The sequence below is a fragment of the Spiroplasma endosymbiont of Amphimallon solstitiale genome, from assembly GCF_964030965.1.
Lineage (GTDB): Bacteria > Bacillota_I > Bacilli_A > Mycoplasmatales > VBWQ01 > Spiroplasma_E.
Window position 1 is genome coordinate 1016542 of sequence record NZ_OZ034999.1, and the last position, 17452, is coordinate 1033993.

Sequence of the window (17452 nt, forward strand, 5' to 3'; positions counted from 1 at the left end):
TAATAAAAAAAATGAAATATTGTATAAAATATTTATTATAATTTAAACTTTTTATAAATAAAAATGATTTTAATATTTTTAAATATTTTTCATATATATTAATTCCTACTTTTAATGAAATTAAAAGTAGGAATCTTTTCACTATATTAATATAATTAGATAGTTACGCATTGGATAAGAGAACGATCATGATTACGATTATTATTAGGAATAAGATATTCTCTATCTGAGTTATTTATATCTTGCACATCATTTTCATCTCATTCATTAATATTATTAATATGACCATTTATTCTTCTAGTAAGAAAACCTCTTCCATCACTAGCAGCATTTCCATTTGCTTGATTTATTATATTTGGTAATTCAGATAATACTTCATCAATAATCTTTTGTTGCTCTTCTTGCTTATATATTAATTTAAAATCTGGTTTCATTTTATTTGTTAAATTATATAAATCAGAACTAGTTACACCAAGTGCTGATAATACCATTCCTAATTTTGGAAATGTTTCTTTAAATTGAATTCAAGCTTTTTTTCAATCACCTTTATTTTGTGCAACATCTGCTGCATAAGTTTTAATAGCATTAGTAATAGCGCTAATAAAAAGAAAACTAACGATAAAGACTCCTAATTGACTTAATTTATTTTGATTTTTAACTCAATTTTTAAATGATTGTAGCAATGTATGATCATTATTTCTTTAATTTTTTAGAAAAGTAATTATACATGATAAAGTGTTATTTTTAGAGAATTTTTACACTAAATAATGTTATTTTTAACAAATTTTTAATTAAAAATAATATTTTAAGTGTAAATTAATGAATAATTTTTGGTCATCCATACTTTTCTACATAATTAAAACATTATTTTGAGGGCAAAAATAATTTTTTACTGGTTCAAAAATTGTATTTAATGCATTTTTAATAAAACATTCATTAACAAATCTCATTACTGTAGCACGAACAATAGTTGAAATAATATTATTAATTGATACTATATCTTCTTTATAAGATTCTCATGTTAATGTTTCAGCAGTATAAGCAGAAGAAGCAGTAATAACTAAATGATTTATTAATAATGTTGTTAAAAAAAAGTTAGTATTGGATAAACTATTTTTTATAATTTCTTTAATAGAATAGTCTTCATTTTTTAAATCAGTTTTTGATAATTCACTTAATTCATTTAAAAGTTCTTTTAAAAAATCATCACTGATTTCTGCACTAATTAAAGAATTAAATTTTTCAAAAGTAAATTCATCATTAAAATCAATCTTTTTTAATTCATCTTTAATATGATTTATTACATCATGTTTTTTGATAATTGTTGATAAATTAGTACACAACTTATCTAAGTTCGAATTAATTTTATTTAATTTTTCATATTCTTTAAGTTCTAAATGTTTTTCTAATTTTTTAATAATAATTTCAAGTGGTAAATATTCATCTAATTCTTTTTTTGTGTTAATTGATTTGAAGGTAATAAATCAATAATACTTTTTAATCCAAATGGATAGTAAGATAAAAAATAAGATGTAAGTGTATCAACACCAGCCATAGCATAATTTTCAGGAATTTTTAATGATTCTCACATTCCTTTGCCTAATATTTCTAATTGTTCTATAAAAGTTTTACCTATTATAGACTTTTCTTTTAATTATGTAGAAAAGTATGGATGACCAAAAATTATTCATCAATTTACACTTAAAATATTATTTTTAATTAAAAATTTGTTAAAAGTAACATTATTTAGTGTAAAAATTCTCTAAAAATAACACTTTATCATGTATCATTACTTTTCTACAAAATTAAAGGACTTTTCTGATACTACAGCTATTGAAAAATATCTTTGTGCTACTCTAATTGAAATACCTGTTAATAATACAATTGGAGAAGATAAATATTCAATAGTTTTTCAACAACAATTATTTGAACTTATTTCACTTTCTTTTTTAATAAATTTTGGTAAATTTTCATAAATTTCTCCTAAATCATTAAAATATATTCTTACTTTATTTTTATATTTTTGTTCATCACTATTTCAATATTGATTAATGTAATTGGTATAATAACGAATTCTTAAATTAATATTTGCAAGTTCTGCAATATTTTTTTTAGTTTTAGTAATAACTATTTCATTATTATTTTCTATTCCTACCACTAAAGATTCCATATTTTGATTTCTTATACTGGCACTATTACCATTTATTGGACACATTTGTCTTTGCTTCTTTCCTTTTTAAACTTATATTAATAACACGTTTTCTCTATTATGTATAATTAAAATTTTATTGCATAAAGATTGAGAAAAGTTTCCAAAGATTTTTTAAACATATTTTAAAATTAACACAATATTTTCATTTTCTTTTTAAAGAAATATAAGTTTTATTTTGAAATTTTAATATTTGTGTTAAATGTTCTATTTATATGTTTCTATATTAATTCAATTCGCTTATATTTCTTGATTTTATTCCAATATCTCTTTTTAATAGAACTATTTAAATTAAAACTAAAAGTTCATAATATATATTTTTTATATATAAGAAATTATTGTTTTACTTACAAAGAATAATTGAATCAACTAAATTTCATTTTTTCTATCAATATGTAAAAGAAAAACCCCATAAATAATATATTGTAATTTCATTAAATAAAAAATAAGAATATATAACTAGATTTATTTAAAAATAACAATATATTTTTCCTTTTTATAAGACATTACAAAAAAACATAAAAAAACTACTTAGTAAAAATAAAAAATAATACTAGTAGGCTAATAACCAATAATTTTGTGTGTCCAAGTATATAGGGACTTCGTCCCTCGCCACTACGTGGCTCACCCAAATTATAGTCCCAGTAGGTTCACTGGGACTATAATCATTTTTATTTATCTTTATTTTTAGGTTTATCTTTTTTCTTTAAAATATTATCCAATTTATCTAAACCAGCAGACTTAATATCACTATAAGTCATATCAATACTACTTGCTTCTTTAAGGTATTTCTTAGGTGACAATTCACTTTTAAGTTCATGCACATAATGTAAAGCACGTGAATTATACCTTTTTAACCAGTGTCTAGGAAAAAATAAAGTCATAGCCATTGCTTCACCACTATAACTTGGAGGCATAATACCTCTTTTAATCATTTTCTTTGTTCTACGACGTGAAAATACTACTTTATTATAATCCTCAATATTAGTATATAAATTAAGATTAAATATAACAATAAAACCCAAAAAATGCATACGTTTAACTTGAACAACATACTCTACTTTTTCTCTTGCTTGTACTGGTATTCTATTAGGGTGTTGTTCAATCAAATACATTGTACCATTAAACATGTGACCTATTAACTTACAAAATTGTCCTAAACTTTCTTGTTGATTTTTAAACTGTACTCCTAAATCATTAGAATTTATTTTTAATGCTAATTCATCTAAAATTATTAAATCTTGTTCCTCAAAAGCATAATTACTTGCTAACTGATTAAAAGTAAAAACATCGTTATAATTAACCAAATAAGAATAACCAGTCTTTAACTTAATAGGGAAAGGACTAACTACTCGTTTCTTATGAGTTTGTGCTAAACAACAAGCAAGAGCAGATTTGCCAGTTCTTGGAGGTGCTGAAATAATATAACTACCAACTCGTTTTAAAATTTTAACATTACGAATAGTTATACAAATTGGATAAATAATCATAATTAAACCTACAACTAATAATACATAACCATATCAAGGCATTATTTAACCACCTTATTTTTATTTTTAAACTTATTTTTAATTCAAAAACAAAATTTTATAAAATATGAACTTAAAATAAAAGGAAAAATAAAATCAAAAAAGAAAATTAAAATTTTTGAACCAAAACTAGCATTTTCAAAAAATAACTTTAATTTGTCTACATCAAAATCAAAAAATAAAGCAGTAAATGATGATATTAAAAAACCTGAATTGTAAATATAAATGGGACAGTTTTTTAAAATAATTGTATTAAATCTATTGGTCTTTTATAAGATAGTGATTTTCTGGGTGTAGAATTAATTTGAAATGCTATAGTATTTAAATCTTTTTGTTTATATGAAGATAGATCTGTAGATTTTGGTAAATATCTTCTTAAAATACCATTATTATTTTCATTTAAACCTCTTTGACAAGGTTTACCAGGATCTGCAAAATAAATCTTAACATTACAATTTTTTTCGATTAATTTTCATTTACTAAATTCTTTACCACGATCAAAAGTAATAGTTTTAACTGTTCCTTTTTGTAACTTTGAAATAAATTTTATTATACTTTTTGTAATATTTTCTGATTTATTATTTTTAGTTGCTAAAGGAATTGTGGTTTTTGATCATATATCAGCTAAAGTAATAATAGAACTTTTATGATCTTTACCAATGATAGTATCACCCTCTAAATGACCAAATTCTTCTATATTTTTAATATTAGGAATGATTAAATTTCTTTCATGAATAGACTTACAATTATTAATTCTGCCCCTAGTTTCTTTTTGTTTGTGAGGTTTATTTTTTCCTTTTCTCAATAAGTTATTTTCATCAAAACCCATTCGATTTGTTTTAAACATGTTATATAAAGTTTTTGTTGAAATACTTTTTATTTTATTTTCCTTTAAAAAATTAGCAATTATATCAAGAGCATAATTTTTAGTAATTAACAAATGATTAATAGTATTAATTTCTATTAAAGTTAAAATTATTAATTTTCTACCTGCATTTTGTTTATTTTTTTGAATTTTATTCAATATTTCTAATGGTAATAAGTTTTGATTTAATAATCTACAAACTCTATGTACAGTTGATTTACTATAATCAATGGCTTTTGCTATTTTACGAATCGAAAATCCATAACTTTTATATTCTTTTATTGCTATTATTGATTCAATAGTCAGATACTTATACATTGTGCTAATTCCTTTCTTTTCTTAATTATAGAATTAACACAATTTAATTTTTATATAAGTGTCCTTTTTAATTTTACAATTCAGGAAACAAAAAACAACTCCACTACAAATTTCAAATAAATCTTTCTTTTTCATAATAAACTCCTAACCTATAATTAAACTAATTGCTCTAACAAATAATCATAAAGGTATAATATTTTCTATTCCACTAACAATATCAAAGTTTAAAGCAGTACTAATCGTATCTGAAAAAATATGTCGTAATAAACTATCTGTTGTAAAAAGAAATTGTCTTAATGGTTCAACTGGTAAAACTTTACCAACAACACCATAAAGTACTCATCTAAAAGCATTACGTAAATGTCCAAAGACATCATATCAACTTGGTCTTTCATATTCAGGATTAAAAGGACTATTTGGTGGCACTGGCGTTATATTTTCACTTGAAAAAATATTGATTTGACCAAAATTCAACTGTGGTGAAAAAGTTGGTCTAGTTGATTCACCATGAACATCAAAAAATACTGTTAAATGTCTTAAATTTGGAACACGAATAGGCATGGTAACAAAATTATATAAATCTTGTTGATAAATATCATTATCCACTTTACCTTTAAAAACATATTTTGTATCACCAACATAATCTAAAAAACTAAAAGTAAAATTAGCAGTAAAAGTTTTAAAATATTCATATTCAAAATAAAACATAAAACCTTGAATATAAAAACTTAAAGGTTTATCAATTTCAAAATTTAACTGTGTTTGAAAATTTATAATACTTTTACCAGTATTAACAAAATTTAAATTATTAGTATTATTCTTTGCAACATAATTATGATTAAACATAATACGTGAAAATTCATCTAATTGTTTTCTATTAAAAGTATAAACGCCAGTTCCCATATCTATCATTTGTGACGGAACACCAACTGTATCACTATAATAATAACACGTATATAAACCCTCATTATTACCTATAAATTCACCACTTACTAATTTTAAATCCGGTTGGTCAACATCAAAATAAGCAGAATTTCATGGTATTGTTGCTCAATCATCAAAATTATGATACTTAACATGTTTAACCATTTCTTTTGTAATATCATAATTAACGACATTAGGGTCATTTGAAACAATTAAACTAGTTGGTGCTTGAACAGAAGTATTTACAACAAAAAACAATTTAGCAAATTTAAATCACATAATTATTTACCAAACAAACATCTTAAAACTCATCATAAACCATAAAATATAATAAATCCAATAAAAAACTGCGTTCCATAAACTACTAAATTTCATAAAATAGTAGTAAATTGGTCAACTGGACTTCCTATAAACATAGTTCAATAATCAACTATACATTGATGTATTTTATTGTAAATATCTCAAACACTCATACTTAACACCTACCCAAACAATGACCTAAAAATAAATTTAATACTACGATAAATAAAATTAAAAAATACACCTAATACCAACCAAAAAGTCAAATTAAACAAAATATAAACTTCATCAGTAATATTAGTTTGATTTAAAAATATACTAATATCATTACTAGAAAATATAAAAATTAAATGCAATATACTATTCACAAAATCACTCATAATTAAGTACCTACAAACTTTCCTTTTTTATTTTCAACACCCTTAGCCTTATTTCTTAGAACCTGTTTAGAATCTTTTCGAAAATAATGTAAAATGATTATATATTTTAAAATAAGAGGTATATATGCATAAAAATTATCCAAGTCATGTCACCAAAGAACAATTTGAGAACATAAAATCAATTTTAGAAAATAGCAAAAAGAAAACAAAACCAAGAAGTTTAGATTTATATGAAGTATTTTGTTTTAATTATGTAGAAAAGTATGGATGACCAAAAATTATTCATCAATTTACACTTAAAATATTATTTTTAATTAAAAATTTGTTAAAAGTAACATTATTTAGTGTAAAAATTCTCTAAAAATAACACTTTATCATGTATCATTACTTTTCTACAAAATTAAAGGTATTTTGTGCAATTTTATATGTATTAAAAAGTGGTTGTCAATGAAGAATGCTACCAAAAAATTTTCCAAAATGACAAACTGTATATTATTATTTTCAAATTTGAAGTAAAAATAATGGTAAAGAACCTAGTGTATTGCAATTAATTTTAAAAAAAATTAGTTAAAAAAATTCGTATCAATAATAATCGCAAAGAACAAACTAGTTTTTGTATAATTGATTCGCAAAGTGTTAAAAATACAGATACTACCGAAAATAAAGGTTATGATGCTGGTAAAAAGATTTCAGGCATAAAACGTCATATTGTTGTTGATTCTCAAGGTTTACCACATGCAATTTACATAACCACAGCAGAAAAAACAGATCGTAATAGCGCTATAATAATGATTGAAAATGAAAAAGAAAATCTTTCTGCAGTTCAAAAAATAATAGTAGATGCTGGTTATACTGGTGAAAAATTTGCTTCTGAAATCAAAACAATCATAAATGCAAATGTTGAAGTGATAAAACGTAATGAATTACATACTTTTGTAGTATTACCAAAAAGATGAATTGTAGAACGAAGCTTTGCTTGATTAGAAAAATACAGAAGATTATGAAAAAATTGTGAAAGAAAACTAAATACTAGTTTACAAATGGTTGTTCTTTCATTTATTTCAGTTTTATTAAAAAGATTCTAAACAGGTTCTTAAACGTTTTCTTTCATGTTGCTTAGCAATTTGCTTTCCAACAAATTTTGAACCACCTTTAATATTTTTATAACTTTGTTTTACAGTCCCCGATGTAGAAACTGGCTGAATATCAATATTTAAAAAAACTGACATTGCAAACTTTATTAAAAGAATAAAAATAACAAAAGTTCCCAAATTAAAACCTAAATCTGCCATTGGCAAATTTCAAAATTTCATAAAAATTTGTCCAAATAGTTCTAAAACTTTTGAAATAAAAGCAACACCCATAATAAACTACTCCTATATTATTTTTAATAATTTTAAAATTAATGAAAAAGTAAAAAGCACTAAAATAATTGCTAACAATGGTGCTGGCATTGAAACTATTTGTTGTGAACTATCACCAAAAATAAAACTTTTAATAACCAAAGACAAATTATGTAAACCAGAAAAATCTTTTAATTATGTAGAAAAGTATGGATGACCAAAAATTATTCATCAATTTACACTTAAAATATTATTTTTAATTAAAAATTTGTTAAAAGTAACATTATTTAGTGTAAAAATTCTCTAAAAATAACACTTTATCATGTATCATTACTTTTCTACAAAATTAAAGGAAAAATCAGTAATATAACTTTGCAAAATATTTTGCACAATATTATTTAAAGAAGGTAAAAGTTTACCTAATAAAGGAAAAACAAAAATTATTGCAAAAAATAATTTAATCATAACTATTACCTCCTAAAAACAACTTTAATTTTTTCTATCTAAATCCACGAATAATATGTCCAATAAATTCTTTAATAAATACTAAGACCATCATAAATATTGGAATTAATACCGGTCAATTTGTCATTATAGAATCACCCGCAAATACTCAGTTAAAAACATAACTAAAAGATTCTAATAATTTTTGGCCAATACCTCCAATCATTTCTATTAAAGCACTTAAACCTTTTGGCATATTAATCACCTCCCTCCTCTAAGAACCTGTTTAGAATCTTTTTAATAAAACTGAAATAAATGAAAGAACAACCATTTGTAAACTAGTATTTAGTTTTCTTTCACAATTTTTTCATAATCTTCTGTATTTTTCTAATCAAGCAAAGCTTCGTTCTACAATTCATCTTTTTGGTAATACTACAAAAGTATGTAATTCATTACGTTTTATCACTTCAACATTTGCATTTATGATTGTTTTGATTTCAGAAGCAAATTTTTCACCAGTATAACCAGCATCTACTATTATTTTTTGAACTGCAGAAAGATTTTCTTTTTCATTTTCAATCATTATTATAGCGCTATTACGATCTGTTTTTTCTGCTGTGGTTATGTAAATTGCATGTGGTAAACCTTGAGAATCAACAACAATATGACGTTTTATGCCTGAAATCTTTTTACCAGCATCATAACCTTTATTTTCAGTAGTATCTGTATTTTTAACACTTTGCGAATCAATTATACAAAAACTAGTTTGTTCTTTGCGATTATTATTGATACGAACTTTTTTAACTAATTTTTTTTAAAATTAATTGCAATACACTAGGTTCTTTACCATTATTTTTACTTCAAATTTGAAAATAATAATATACAGTTTGTCATTTTGGAAAATTTTTTGGTAGCATTCTTCATTGACAACCACTTTTTAATACATATAAAATTGCACAAAATACTTCATATAAATCTAAACTTCTTGGTTTTGTTTTCTTTTTGCTATTTTCTAAAATTGATTTTATGTTCTCAAATTGTTCTTTGGTGACATGACTTGGATAATTTTTATGCATATATACCTCTTATTTTAAAATATATAATCATTTTACATTATTTTCAAAAAGATTCTAAACAGGTTCTTAGAGAATTTTTACACTAAATAATGTTACTTTTAACAAATTTTTAATTAAAAATAATATTTTAAGTGTAAATTGATGAATAATTTTTGGTCATCCATACTTTTCTACATAATTAAAAAATTTTTCTGGTTTTCTAAGAACCTGTTTAGAATCTTTTTAATAAAACTGAAATAAATGAAAGAACAACCATTTGTAAACTAGTATTTAGTTTTCTTTCACAATTTTTTCATAATCTTCTGTATTTTTCTAATCAAGCAAAGCTTCGTTCTACAATTCATCTTTTTGGTAATACTACAAAAGTATGTAATTCATTACGTTTTATCACTTCAACATTTGCATTTATGATTGTTTTGATTTCAGAAGCAAATTTTTCACCAGTATAACCAGCATCTACTATTATTTTTTGAACTGCAGAAAGATTTTCTTTTTCATTTTCAATCATTATTATAGCGCTATTACGATCTGTTTTTTCTTTAATTTTGTAGAAAAGTATGGATGACCAAAAATTATTCATCAATTTACACTTAAAATATTATTTTTAATTAAAAATTTGTTAAAAGTAACATTATTTAGTGTAAAAATTCTCTAAAAATAACACTTTATCATGTATAATTACTTTTCTACAAAATTAAAGGTTTTTTCTGCTGTGGTTATGTAAATTGCATGTGGTAAACCTTGAGAATCAACAACAATATGACGTTTTATGCCTGAAATCTTTTTACCAGCATCATAACCTTTATTTTCAGTAGTATCTGTATTTTTAACACTTTGCGAATCAATTATACAAAAACTAGTTTGTTCTTTGCGATTATTATTGATACGAACTTTTTTAACTAATTTTTTTTAAAATTAATTGCAATACACTAGGTTCTTTACCATTATTTTTACTTCAAATTTGAAAATAATAATATACAGTTTGTCATTTTGGAAAATTTTTTGGTAGCATTCTTCATTGACAACCACTTTTTAATACATATAAAATTGCACAAAATACTTCATATAAATCTAAACTTCTTGGTTTTGTTTTCTTTTTGCTATTTTCTAAAATTGATTTTATGTTCTCAAATTGTTCTTTGGTGACATGACTTGGATAATTTTTATGCATATATACCTCTTATTTTAAAATATATAATCATTTTACATTATTTTCGAAAAGATTCTAAACAGGTTCTAACTCTTTTCTTGCTCTTTCTTTACGCTTTTGTTCTTTACAATATCAACAATCTGGGTCAACTACATTGTGTTTTCTATGTTTAAATTTTCAAACTAACTTTTTAATAGTACCTTTAAAAGCCCAAGAAGTACCAAGCACAGCAATTATCACAACTATTCATTTAACCATTATTTTTTACCTCCTAAAAAACTATCAAAACTCATATTTTCATATAATCTCTGTTCAAAATTTCTTTTTGCCTTTTTCTTATGCAACTTTTGTCTTGGCATATTTTTTCATTTATCTTTTTTCATAAAATTAATTCGCTCCTTATAAAATAAATGTTTTTATTGTTTTATTTTGTTCATTAATTTTTAATTTTTCATTATTAATTTCTAATAATTTATTTTGAAATTCTAATGTTTGCTTTAATTCTTTTACTTGATTATTTAAATTTTCAAATTTTCTTTCTAATTTTTGTTTTTGATATCTTTTTCTTTCAACTTTTAAGTCATTTTTCTTAATTAATTTATTTTCTTTTCTATTAAAAACTCAGTTTGTTATTTTATTTTTTAAATTATTTCATGGAATACTAACATAACCTATAACAATACCAATTAAAATATATAATGGTTTAATTGCAACAATTCCTAAAACTATAATACTGGGAACTAATCCTAAAATTATACTAAATGTAATACATCCAGTTAATGCCATAAATTTTAAAATTCATATTTTCACTTTAAACACCACCTAGTGTATAAGCATAAGAATAATCCCAATTTAAACTTGCTCTATCTAAATTAATCTCCGACATACTATCATCATTTAAATCAACATCAACCATACTGTCATCTGTACTTTGATAATCACTAACACTAGCATTAATTAACCTTGCTCTTTCATCAGTAAATACTTCTTGTAATTCACTGTTATTATGTGTACTTCCCAAAGGTAACAATAAAGTATTAATAATCTCACTTGCACCGGCAATAATTGTAGGAATAGCAAAATAATTATTAAAATTATTATTAATACCCATAGCAACACCACTACTAATCAAGCAACCACCAGTACCCATATTTGCTATCTTTCTTATATTTTGAAATCTATTAGGTATTAATTCAGTTAAGCCACTAATAACATTTGCTATACCAAAACTATTTAAAGATATATAAGTATCTCAATCTACAAAAGGAACATCAATTATCGGTTTAACAGTTGTAAATGGTGGATACGTTGGTTTAGGTGGTTCAGTAGGGCATGGTGGTCAAAAGCAAGGTTCATCTTTTAATAAAGACACAGACTTATCCTTTAATTTTGTAGAAAAGTAATGATACATGATAAAGTGTTATTTTTAGAGAATTTTTACACTAAATAATGTTACTTTTAACAAATTTTTAATTAAAAATAATATTTTAAGTGTAAATTGATGAATAATTTTTGGTCATCCATACTTTTCTACATAATTAAAAGACTTATCTACATACTGAACAAACTTAGCATAATTAATTAAGCCAATTGTTCCTAATCCTAAAAATATCTTTTTATAACTATTAATAACTTTATTTCTAGTAATAGGTCTTTGATTAATATTCCATATATCAATTCCTAACTTTTTACTAAATAACAAAGAATTAATAGAACCTAAAATTGGGTCTTTTAAATATTGACCATAATAAGCACTAACTCCAACCATAGCACTTAATGGACTTAATCCAGTTCTTAAAATTTTAGTTAAAGTATAATTACTAGTTTGTTCTAACTCATTAGGCATAAATAAAACTCCTTACTTTATATACTAATAAGGAGCTTATTTATGAATTATAATCCATATATAAGCCCCTTATTTAATTTTTACTTATTTCTTTTATTCTCTTTTCTTATTCGTTCCATTTCATTAGCAACTCTGTAACACATTTCACAACCATATACTCATTCATAAGTTAAATCACTACATTTATGTCTCATAATTTAACTTACTCTCTTGCTGTCTCATTGCCTTATTTAAAGCAATATCTAATATACAATTTGGACAATAATATTTTCTAGTATATAAGTTTTGCAAAACTCTTTTAGGACAAATAACTTGGTCACAAAGTTTACATATATAAATTGCTAAATGAAATGCTTGTTCACATGAACAATTATTATTTTTAGTCATAATTTAAACTTAACTCCTAACATATTAATAATTATTTAAAATTACCCTTTTATAAATAACTATTTTCAATTAGAAAGTTTTTTAATTTGACCGCTTAAATCAAGTTCAAGTGAATAAAAATTACCAACTTTTAAATCAACAGTAGATAAACAATTATTAAAATTACTAGCAAATTCCGGATTATATCATTTATCACGTGTTTGACCAGTTGGCACACTTGTTTGTTTGTTTATTTCTACAAACTTCAAAACATCAAACTTTAATGTTTGACCTTTATTATTTTTATCGGGAATAATACGCCCTTTTTCAATATTAACTAATTGAACTTTAAACATAAAAAAATACTTAACCTCCTGAATTCATTAAATTAAAAATTTAATAAGTTAAGCATAGTAGGGTAAACCTATACTTACAAATTAAGTATAACACAAAAAAATAAAAATCAAATAAAAAAAGCACTAATAAGAATTCAGGTAATTATTAGTGCCATTAACCATTATATATATATATATATATATATACAAGTAAAATTATAAAAAAAATAATAAATTATTGTTTAACTACATTAGTAACTAAAAAATCTGCTTGATTAAAACCTATTTCAATTTTTATACCTCTAATAGATTGTTTATTTACCATATAAATTTTTGAAAAATTATTATAAATAACAGTTGATAATTTTTCATAATCCGCTTCTTTAAATAACAAATCTTTTTCTTTATAAAAAGTTTTAAATAAATTATTAAATTGTTTAATTGCTTTCAAAGGTAAATTTTGTAAATAAATATCTTCAATCTTTAAAAAAGTATTATGATTAATATAATCATAAAATTTAATATCATATATTTTATCACCAATATAATCTTTGCCGTCAATATTCATATTATTTATTTTAAAATTATTTAATTGAAATAAATTTACTCCCGAAACAGTTGCCATTGTTGTAGTTGTTAAAATGGTTAGTAATGGTTTCATATTTATATTTATCTCCTTAATGAATTTTAATTCTCATTAACCCTAATAAAATTATAATATACAACACAAAATAAATAAAATAATATTTTAATGTAAAACTCTTTTTTTAAAATCTATTTTTTCAACTTTATTACCAAAAACTTTATCTACCCAATTCAAAACATTTTTATCTCTTTGAATTAAATAACCTATTTCACTAGTCCGTAAATAACTTTAATTTTGTAGAAAAGTAATGATACATGATAAAGTGTTATTTTTAGAGAATTTTTACACTAAATAATGTTACTTTTAACAAATTTTTAATTAAAAATAATATTTTAAGTGTAAATTGATGAATAATTTTTGGTCATCCATACTTTTCTACATAATTAAAAGTAAATAATGCTTATGCGATAAAGCACTTAAATATACATATCGTTCATAATCTTCATACTCTTTAAAATAATCATTTACAACAGTACTTTCAATAATAGCACCAATCATAACAGTATTACCATTACTATCTTTTTGGGTTTTAAAATAAAATACATTTGTTGCATTAAAACTTGCTTTAATTATATCTCCAATTGTCAATTTCTTAATACCACGAACTATAATAGGATTTTTACAATTACGACTAAATGCATATGCTTTTATACCAACATCTTCTTGATTTAAAGACTTAGCATCATCTAGTGATTTTGTAACATATTTACCTAAATATTTAATAACAAATTCATTAGTACCTTTACGAACAACTCTCAAATCAATACCCTTAGCATTTCCAGCATGTGGTCATCAATCACGTATCATATTATAAGGTATCTTTCTATTAAAAATTATATGAAAATGTACTGCTCCACGGTCTTGATATTCATAAACATACATATATTTTAATTCACCCATATATTTAGCACGCTTAGGGTCATTTCATCATTTCTTTAATTTAAGAAAAAATAAACGAATATCTTTTTTGATTGTTTAACATCTTGCATATTTTCAGCATAAGTTAAAGTAACAAAACTTAACATATTACTATTATAAAAATTATGTAATGCTTTTTGAATTAAATTAGTTTTAGTACGAACAGTACTATTTCTTAACTTTTGTTTATTACCAACATAAGATTTACCTTTTTTATTTCCAATATTATTTAAAAAAGAAATAGGTAAAACTACATTTTTAACATAACAAGCATAAAAAATTTTTTTAACATAAAAATTTTGTTGAATATCCATATATAAAATTCCTGAATTCTAGGTTTTTAAAAACCAATTTTATATTTTTTAATAACAAACAAATCTTATCATAAAAAATTATAAAAACAAATATAAAACAAAAACGTTACTTAACTTAAATTTATTATAACACCGTAACTTTGAAAATCAATAAAATTTTATTAATTTTATTATTAAAATATCATTTTAAATAAAAAAAATTAGCACCCTTATTATGGTGCTAATCTAATAATATTTTTATAATATTTTATTATCTTGATTTTTTGTTCATAGTAATGCTAATGAAATAATAGCAGCAGCAATACAACCATAAAAGTAATAAAATACATAATCTCAGTTTTCATTACCAATACCAGCAATTACTACTTTTGAAAAAAGAGCATCACCAAAAAAATAACCAGATAATCCTGTAAATCCTGAAGCAGTAGCGGCTGCTTTTTTATTTGTTAACTCAATAGCAGTAGCACCAATCATTGCTTGTGGCATATAAACACCAAAACCAGCAATCATTAAAGCAGCAATAAGCATAGGCATATTACCACGAGGAGCAACTTGCAATAAAACTAGTCCACAAAGTGCAATTAATAATCCAAATATCATTAATGGTGCTTTACGATTATTAAAAAATCACTTAGCAAAATATGCTGCAGAAATACCACCAAATAAACCAGATAATTCAAAACAGGCAGCAAATCATTTACTGTGTTTTAAATCTAAGCCATGAACATCTTTCATTAAAATTAATGTTCATCCTGCCAGTCCTTGTCGTACAACATATACTCAAATATTAGCAAATGCTAATATTCATAAAAATTTATTTTTTAAAATATATTTTACAAAAATTTCTTTTCAATTAAGTTCTACTCTTTCTTCTTTATGTTCTAGAACACCTTTTCATTTTTCAACAGTAGGTAACCCTTCTGCTTCAGGGTGATCACGCAATCCTCATAAACATAATGGAATCATAGCTAAAGCAAAAATACTAGGAATTCAAAAATATAAACCATAAATTGTTCCACCCGGATCAAGTAATGTTACTAAAGAAATAACAACAACTGGTAATAAAGCAGCACCAATATTTTGTCCTGAGTTTCAAATTCCAATACGTCCCGAACGTTCTTTATCAGTAAATCAATGAGAAAATAGTCTAGCTGTAGCTGGTCAGCCCATGCCTTGGAAAACAGCTAACATCGCAATCAAACTCAACATCATTACAAATGGGCCAACACTAATTTTAGTTCCAGCAAAAGCAACTACACCACCCATAATAATATTTAAAATAGAAGAAACAAATAATCCAACAATCATGATTACTCTTCCTGAACTACGATCAGCGACATTTCCAACAATAAATTTAGCACCACCATAAACAACGGCAAAAATTGTTCCCATTAAAGCATACTCCATTTTAGTTATGCTACCATTGCTTTCTAAAGCAGAACCCGCTACTGTATACGCTTGACGAGTAAAGTAGTAAAGAATATATGATAAAATGCTAAAACCAAAAACTTGATTACGTAAAATAATAAATTTTTTATTAACTTGCTTTAAGTCTTCACTAAAAATTTCTTTTTTTGCAGGTGGCTTAAAAACACATGCAAGTCTATTAAAAACAGACATTTTTTTTACTCTCCTTCTAAAAGGATGCATAAATTATAGTAACCCAAATAACCTGCTCTTAAAAACTTAATATAAACATACTTTAACACATAGGTTTTTACAATTTTTGTTTTTGTGGAAAAATAAATAATATTAAAAATTAAAAAATAACTCTCTACCAAACTATTTTTTTGAAATACTATAAATAAATATTAACTCTACACATTTTAAAATTCATTTACATTTATTTATTAAACAGTTTTATAAAATGTACTAATAATTTATTTATCCCCTTCTCAAATTGTTTAGTCCTAACCTATATATTTCAGATTATAACAGATATATTCTAAAATTGAAAAGATATTTCTTTAATTTTAAAAAAAATAATTGACAATTTTCTTATAAATTTATTCTAAAAAAATTATAAATATTTATATAGTAATAACTAAAATTAAAAAAAATATTTTATCGTTTAATGTTTTAAAAATTAAAACTAATGATAGAATTAAACCATAAAATAAATTAAAAGAAAAGGTAGTGAACACATGCATAATGAAAGCAAAATACAACATATTAATTCTATAAAAGAAGTTAAGCAACTTTTACAATCAAAAAAAATAACAGTAATTGATTTTTCAGCAGAATGATGTGGTCCTTGTAAAATGTTAGGACCAAGATTTGAAAATGTTGCTAATGACGAAAAACACAAAAATATTAATTTTATTAAAGTTGATGTTGACAAAGCTAAAGAACTAGCAAAAGAGTATGAAATCCAATCAATTCCAACATTAATTTATTTTAATAAAGAAGGAAAAGAAGTTAAAAAAACTTTTGGTTTAGTTTTTGAAAAAGATATGACTAATATTATCGAAGAAATAGGAAAATAAGGT

Annotated in this window: 26 protein-coding genes and 3 pseudogenes; 4 read left to right on the plus strand and 25 right to left on the minus strand. The window is 23.4% G+C overall.

The features are described from left to right. Positions 1-155: 155 nt before the first annotated feature. From AAHH39_RS06285 to AAHH39_RS06295, 3 genes are all read right to left on the minus strand, one after another. On the minus strand, positions 156-683 hold the full coding sequence (locus tag AAHH39_RS06285; RefSeq protein ID WP_342219243.1) for a hypothetical protein: 528 nt from the start codon (positions 681-683) through the stop codon (positions 156-158). 165 nt (positions 684-848) lie between these two features. Then, complete coding sequence (locus AAHH39_RS06290; RefSeq protein ID WP_342219244.1) at positions 849-1343, minus strand: hypothetical protein; 495 nt, start codon at positions 1341-1343, stop codon at positions 849-851. 101 nt (positions 1344-1444) lie between these two features. Then, positions 1445-1591 carry a hypothetical protein gene (locus AAHH39_RS06295; RefSeq protein ID WP_338975423.1) on the minus strand — a complete coding sequence of 49 codons (147 nt, stop codon included), beginning with the start codon at positions 1589-1591 and terminating at the stop codon, positions 1445-1447. 4 nt (positions 1592-1595) lie between these two features. Here AAHH39_RS06295 and AAHH39_RS06300 point away from each other — a divergent pair, with 4 nt between their 5' ends. Then, positions 1596-1766 (plus strand): hypothetical protein, encoded by a 171-nt coding sequence (locus AAHH39_RS06300; protein WP_342219245.1) that lies wholly within the window; start codon positions 1596-1598, stop codon positions 1764-1766. Positions 1767-1789: 23 nt separating this feature from the next. Here AAHH39_RS06300 and AAHH39_RS06305 read toward each other — a convergent pair whose 3' ends face one another. The 5 genes from AAHH39_RS06305 to AAHH39_RS06325 all read right to left on the minus strand — a co-directional run bounded on the left by AAHH39_RS06305 (position 1790) and on the right by AAHH39_RS06325 (position 6318). Continuing rightward, positions 1790-2170: a hypothetical protein gene (locus AAHH39_RS06305; protein ID WP_342219246.1), complete on the minus strand. Its 381-nt coding sequence runs from the start codon at positions 2168-2170 to the stop codon at positions 1790-1792. Between the two features lie 710 nt (positions 2171-2880). Continuing rightward, positions 2881-3741 (minus strand): hypothetical protein, encoded by an 861-nt coding sequence (locus AAHH39_RS06310; RefSeq protein ID WP_342219247.1) that lies wholly within the window; start codon positions 3739-3741, stop codon positions 2881-2883. Positions 3742-3976: 235 nt separating this feature from the next. Next, entirely contained in the window at positions 3977-4921 is a 945-nt protein-coding gene (locus tag AAHH39_RS06315) for an IS30 family transposase (protein WP_342217458.1), read from the minus strand. 144 nt (positions 4922-5065) lie between these two features. Continuing rightward, positions 5066-6124, minus strand: a complete 1059-nt coding sequence (locus AAHH39_RS06320; protein ID WP_342219248.1) for a hypothetical protein — start codon at positions 6122-6124, stop codon at positions 5066-5068. A gap of 2 nt (positions 6125-6126) precedes the next feature. Further along, positions 6127-6318: a hypothetical protein gene (locus AAHH39_RS06325; protein ID WP_338956933.1), complete on the minus strand. Its 192-nt coding sequence runs from the start codon at positions 6316-6318 to the stop codon at positions 6127-6129. 331 nt (positions 6319-6649) lie between these two features. Between AAHH39_RS06325 and AAHH39_RS06330 the strand changes: the two genes are divergently transcribed. After that, positions 6650-6886 carry a hypothetical protein gene (locus tag AAHH39_RS06330; protein WP_342219249.1) on the plus strand — a complete coding sequence of 79 codons (237 nt, stop codon included), beginning with the start codon at positions 6650-6652 and terminating at the stop codon, positions 6884-6886. A 42-nt stretch (positions 6887-6928) separates the two neighbouring features. After that, positions 6929-7610 (plus strand): annotated as a pseudogene (locus AAHH39_RS06335) (IS5 family transposase); the annotation flags it as partial. Here the strand turns inward: AAHH39_RS06335 and AAHH39_RS06340 are convergent. From AAHH39_RS06340 to AAHH39_RS06420, 17 genes and pseudogenes are all read right to left on the minus strand, one after another. Then, positions 7596-7889: a hypothetical protein gene (locus tag AAHH39_RS06340; RefSeq protein ID WP_342219250.1), complete on the minus strand. Its 294-nt coding sequence runs from the start codon at positions 7887-7889 to the stop codon at positions 7596-7598. The pseudogene AAHH39_RS06335 and the gene AAHH39_RS06340 overlap by 15 nt on opposite strands. Before the next feature lie 309 nt (positions 7890-8198). Further along, positions 8199-8333 carry a hypothetical protein gene (locus AAHH39_RS06345; RefSeq protein ID WP_342219251.1) on the minus strand — a complete coding sequence of 45 codons (135 nt, stop codon included), beginning with the start codon at positions 8331-8333 and terminating at the stop codon, positions 8199-8201. Between the two features lie 34 nt (positions 8334-8367). Continuing rightward, a complete protein-coding gene (locus tag AAHH39_RS06350) occupies positions 8368-8568 on the minus strand; it encodes a hypothetical protein (protein ID WP_338956925.1) in 201 nt (66 codons plus the stop codon). A gap of 30 nt (positions 8569-8598) precedes the next feature. Continuing rightward, a protein-coding gene (locus AAHH39_RS06355) for an IS5 family transposase (RefSeq protein ID WP_425288900.1) occupies positions 8599-9388 on the minus strand; the annotation gives its coding sequence in 2 pieces (ribosomal slippage) (positions 8599-9126 and positions 9128-9388; 789 coding nt in all). A gap of 211 nt (positions 9389-9599) precedes the next feature. Then, a pseudogene (locus AAHH39_RS06360) lies at positions 9600-9923 on the minus strand (transposase); the annotation flags it as partial. Positions 9924-10087: 164 nt separating this feature from the next. Next, a pseudogene (locus AAHH39_RS06365) lies at positions 10088-10559 on the minus strand (IS5 family transposase); the annotation flags it as partial. A gap of 54 nt (positions 10560-10613) precedes the next feature. After that, complete coding sequence (locus AAHH39_RS06370; protein WP_342219252.1) at positions 10614-10796, minus strand: hypothetical protein; 183 nt, start codon at positions 10794-10796, stop codon at positions 10614-10616. Beyond that, entirely contained in the window at positions 10796-10921 is a 126-nt protein-coding gene (locus tag AAHH39_RS06375) for a hypothetical protein (RefSeq protein ID WP_338956920.1), read from the minus strand. The genes AAHH39_RS06370 and AAHH39_RS06375 overlap by 1 nt, the downstream gene beginning before the upstream one ends. A gap of 16 nt (positions 10922-10937) precedes the next feature. Beyond that, complete coding sequence (locus tag AAHH39_RS06380; protein WP_342219253.1) at positions 10938-11348, minus strand: hypothetical protein; 411 nt, start codon at positions 11346-11348, stop codon at positions 10938-10940. Position 11349: 1 nt separating this feature from the next. Continuing rightward, positions 11350-11949: a hypothetical protein gene (locus tag AAHH39_RS06385; RefSeq protein ID WP_342219254.1), complete on the minus strand. Its 600-nt coding sequence runs from the start codon at positions 11947-11949 to the stop codon at positions 11350-11352. 15 nt (positions 11950-11964) lie between these two features. Next, positions 11965-12384: a hypothetical protein gene (locus AAHH39_RS06390; protein WP_342219255.1), complete on the minus strand. Its 420-nt coding sequence runs from the start codon at positions 12382-12384 to the stop codon at positions 11965-11967. A gap of 183 nt (positions 12385-12567) precedes the next feature. Continuing rightward, on the minus strand, positions 12568-12771 hold the full coding sequence (locus tag AAHH39_RS06395) for a hypothetical protein (RefSeq protein ID WP_342219256.1): 204 nt from the start codon (positions 12769-12771) through the stop codon (positions 12568-12570). Between the two features lie 59 nt (positions 12772-12830). Further along, positions 12831-13106 carry a hypothetical protein gene (locus tag AAHH39_RS06400; RefSeq protein ID WP_342219257.1) on the minus strand — a complete coding sequence of 92 codons (276 nt, stop codon included), beginning with the start codon at positions 13104-13106 and terminating at the stop codon, positions 12831-12833. Positions 13107-13320: 214 nt separating this feature from the next. Further along, entirely contained in the window at positions 13321-13746 is a 426-nt protein-coding gene (locus AAHH39_RS06405; RefSeq protein WP_342219258.1) for a hypothetical protein, read from the minus strand. A gap of 360 nt (positions 13747-14106) precedes the next feature. Then, the gene (locus AAHH39_RS06410; protein ID WP_342219259.1) at positions 14107-14631 is read right to left on the minus strand and encodes a rolling circle replication-associated protein; all 525 of its coding nucleotides are present in this window, start codon (positions 14629-14631) and stop codon (positions 14107-14109) included. A gap of 35 nt (positions 14632-14666) precedes the next feature. Continuing rightward, the gene (locus AAHH39_RS06415; RefSeq protein ID WP_342219260.1) at positions 14667-14963 is read right to left on the minus strand and encodes a hypothetical protein; all 297 of its coding nucleotides are present in this window, start codon (positions 14961-14963) and stop codon (positions 14667-14669) included. Positions 14964-15200: 237 nt separating this feature from the next. Further along, positions 15201-16355: an MFS transporter gene (locus tag AAHH39_RS06420; protein WP_342219261.1), complete on the minus strand. Its 1155-nt coding sequence runs from the start codon at positions 16353-16355 to the stop codon at positions 15201-15203. Positions 16356-17107: 752 nt separating this feature from the next. Here AAHH39_RS06420 and trxA point away from each other — a divergent pair. Continuing rightward, a complete protein-coding gene (gene trxA, locus AAHH39_RS06425) occupies positions 17108-17449 on the plus strand; it encodes a thioredoxin (RefSeq protein WP_342219262.1) in 342 nt (113 codons plus the stop codon). Positions 17450-17452: the final 3 nt, after the last annotated feature.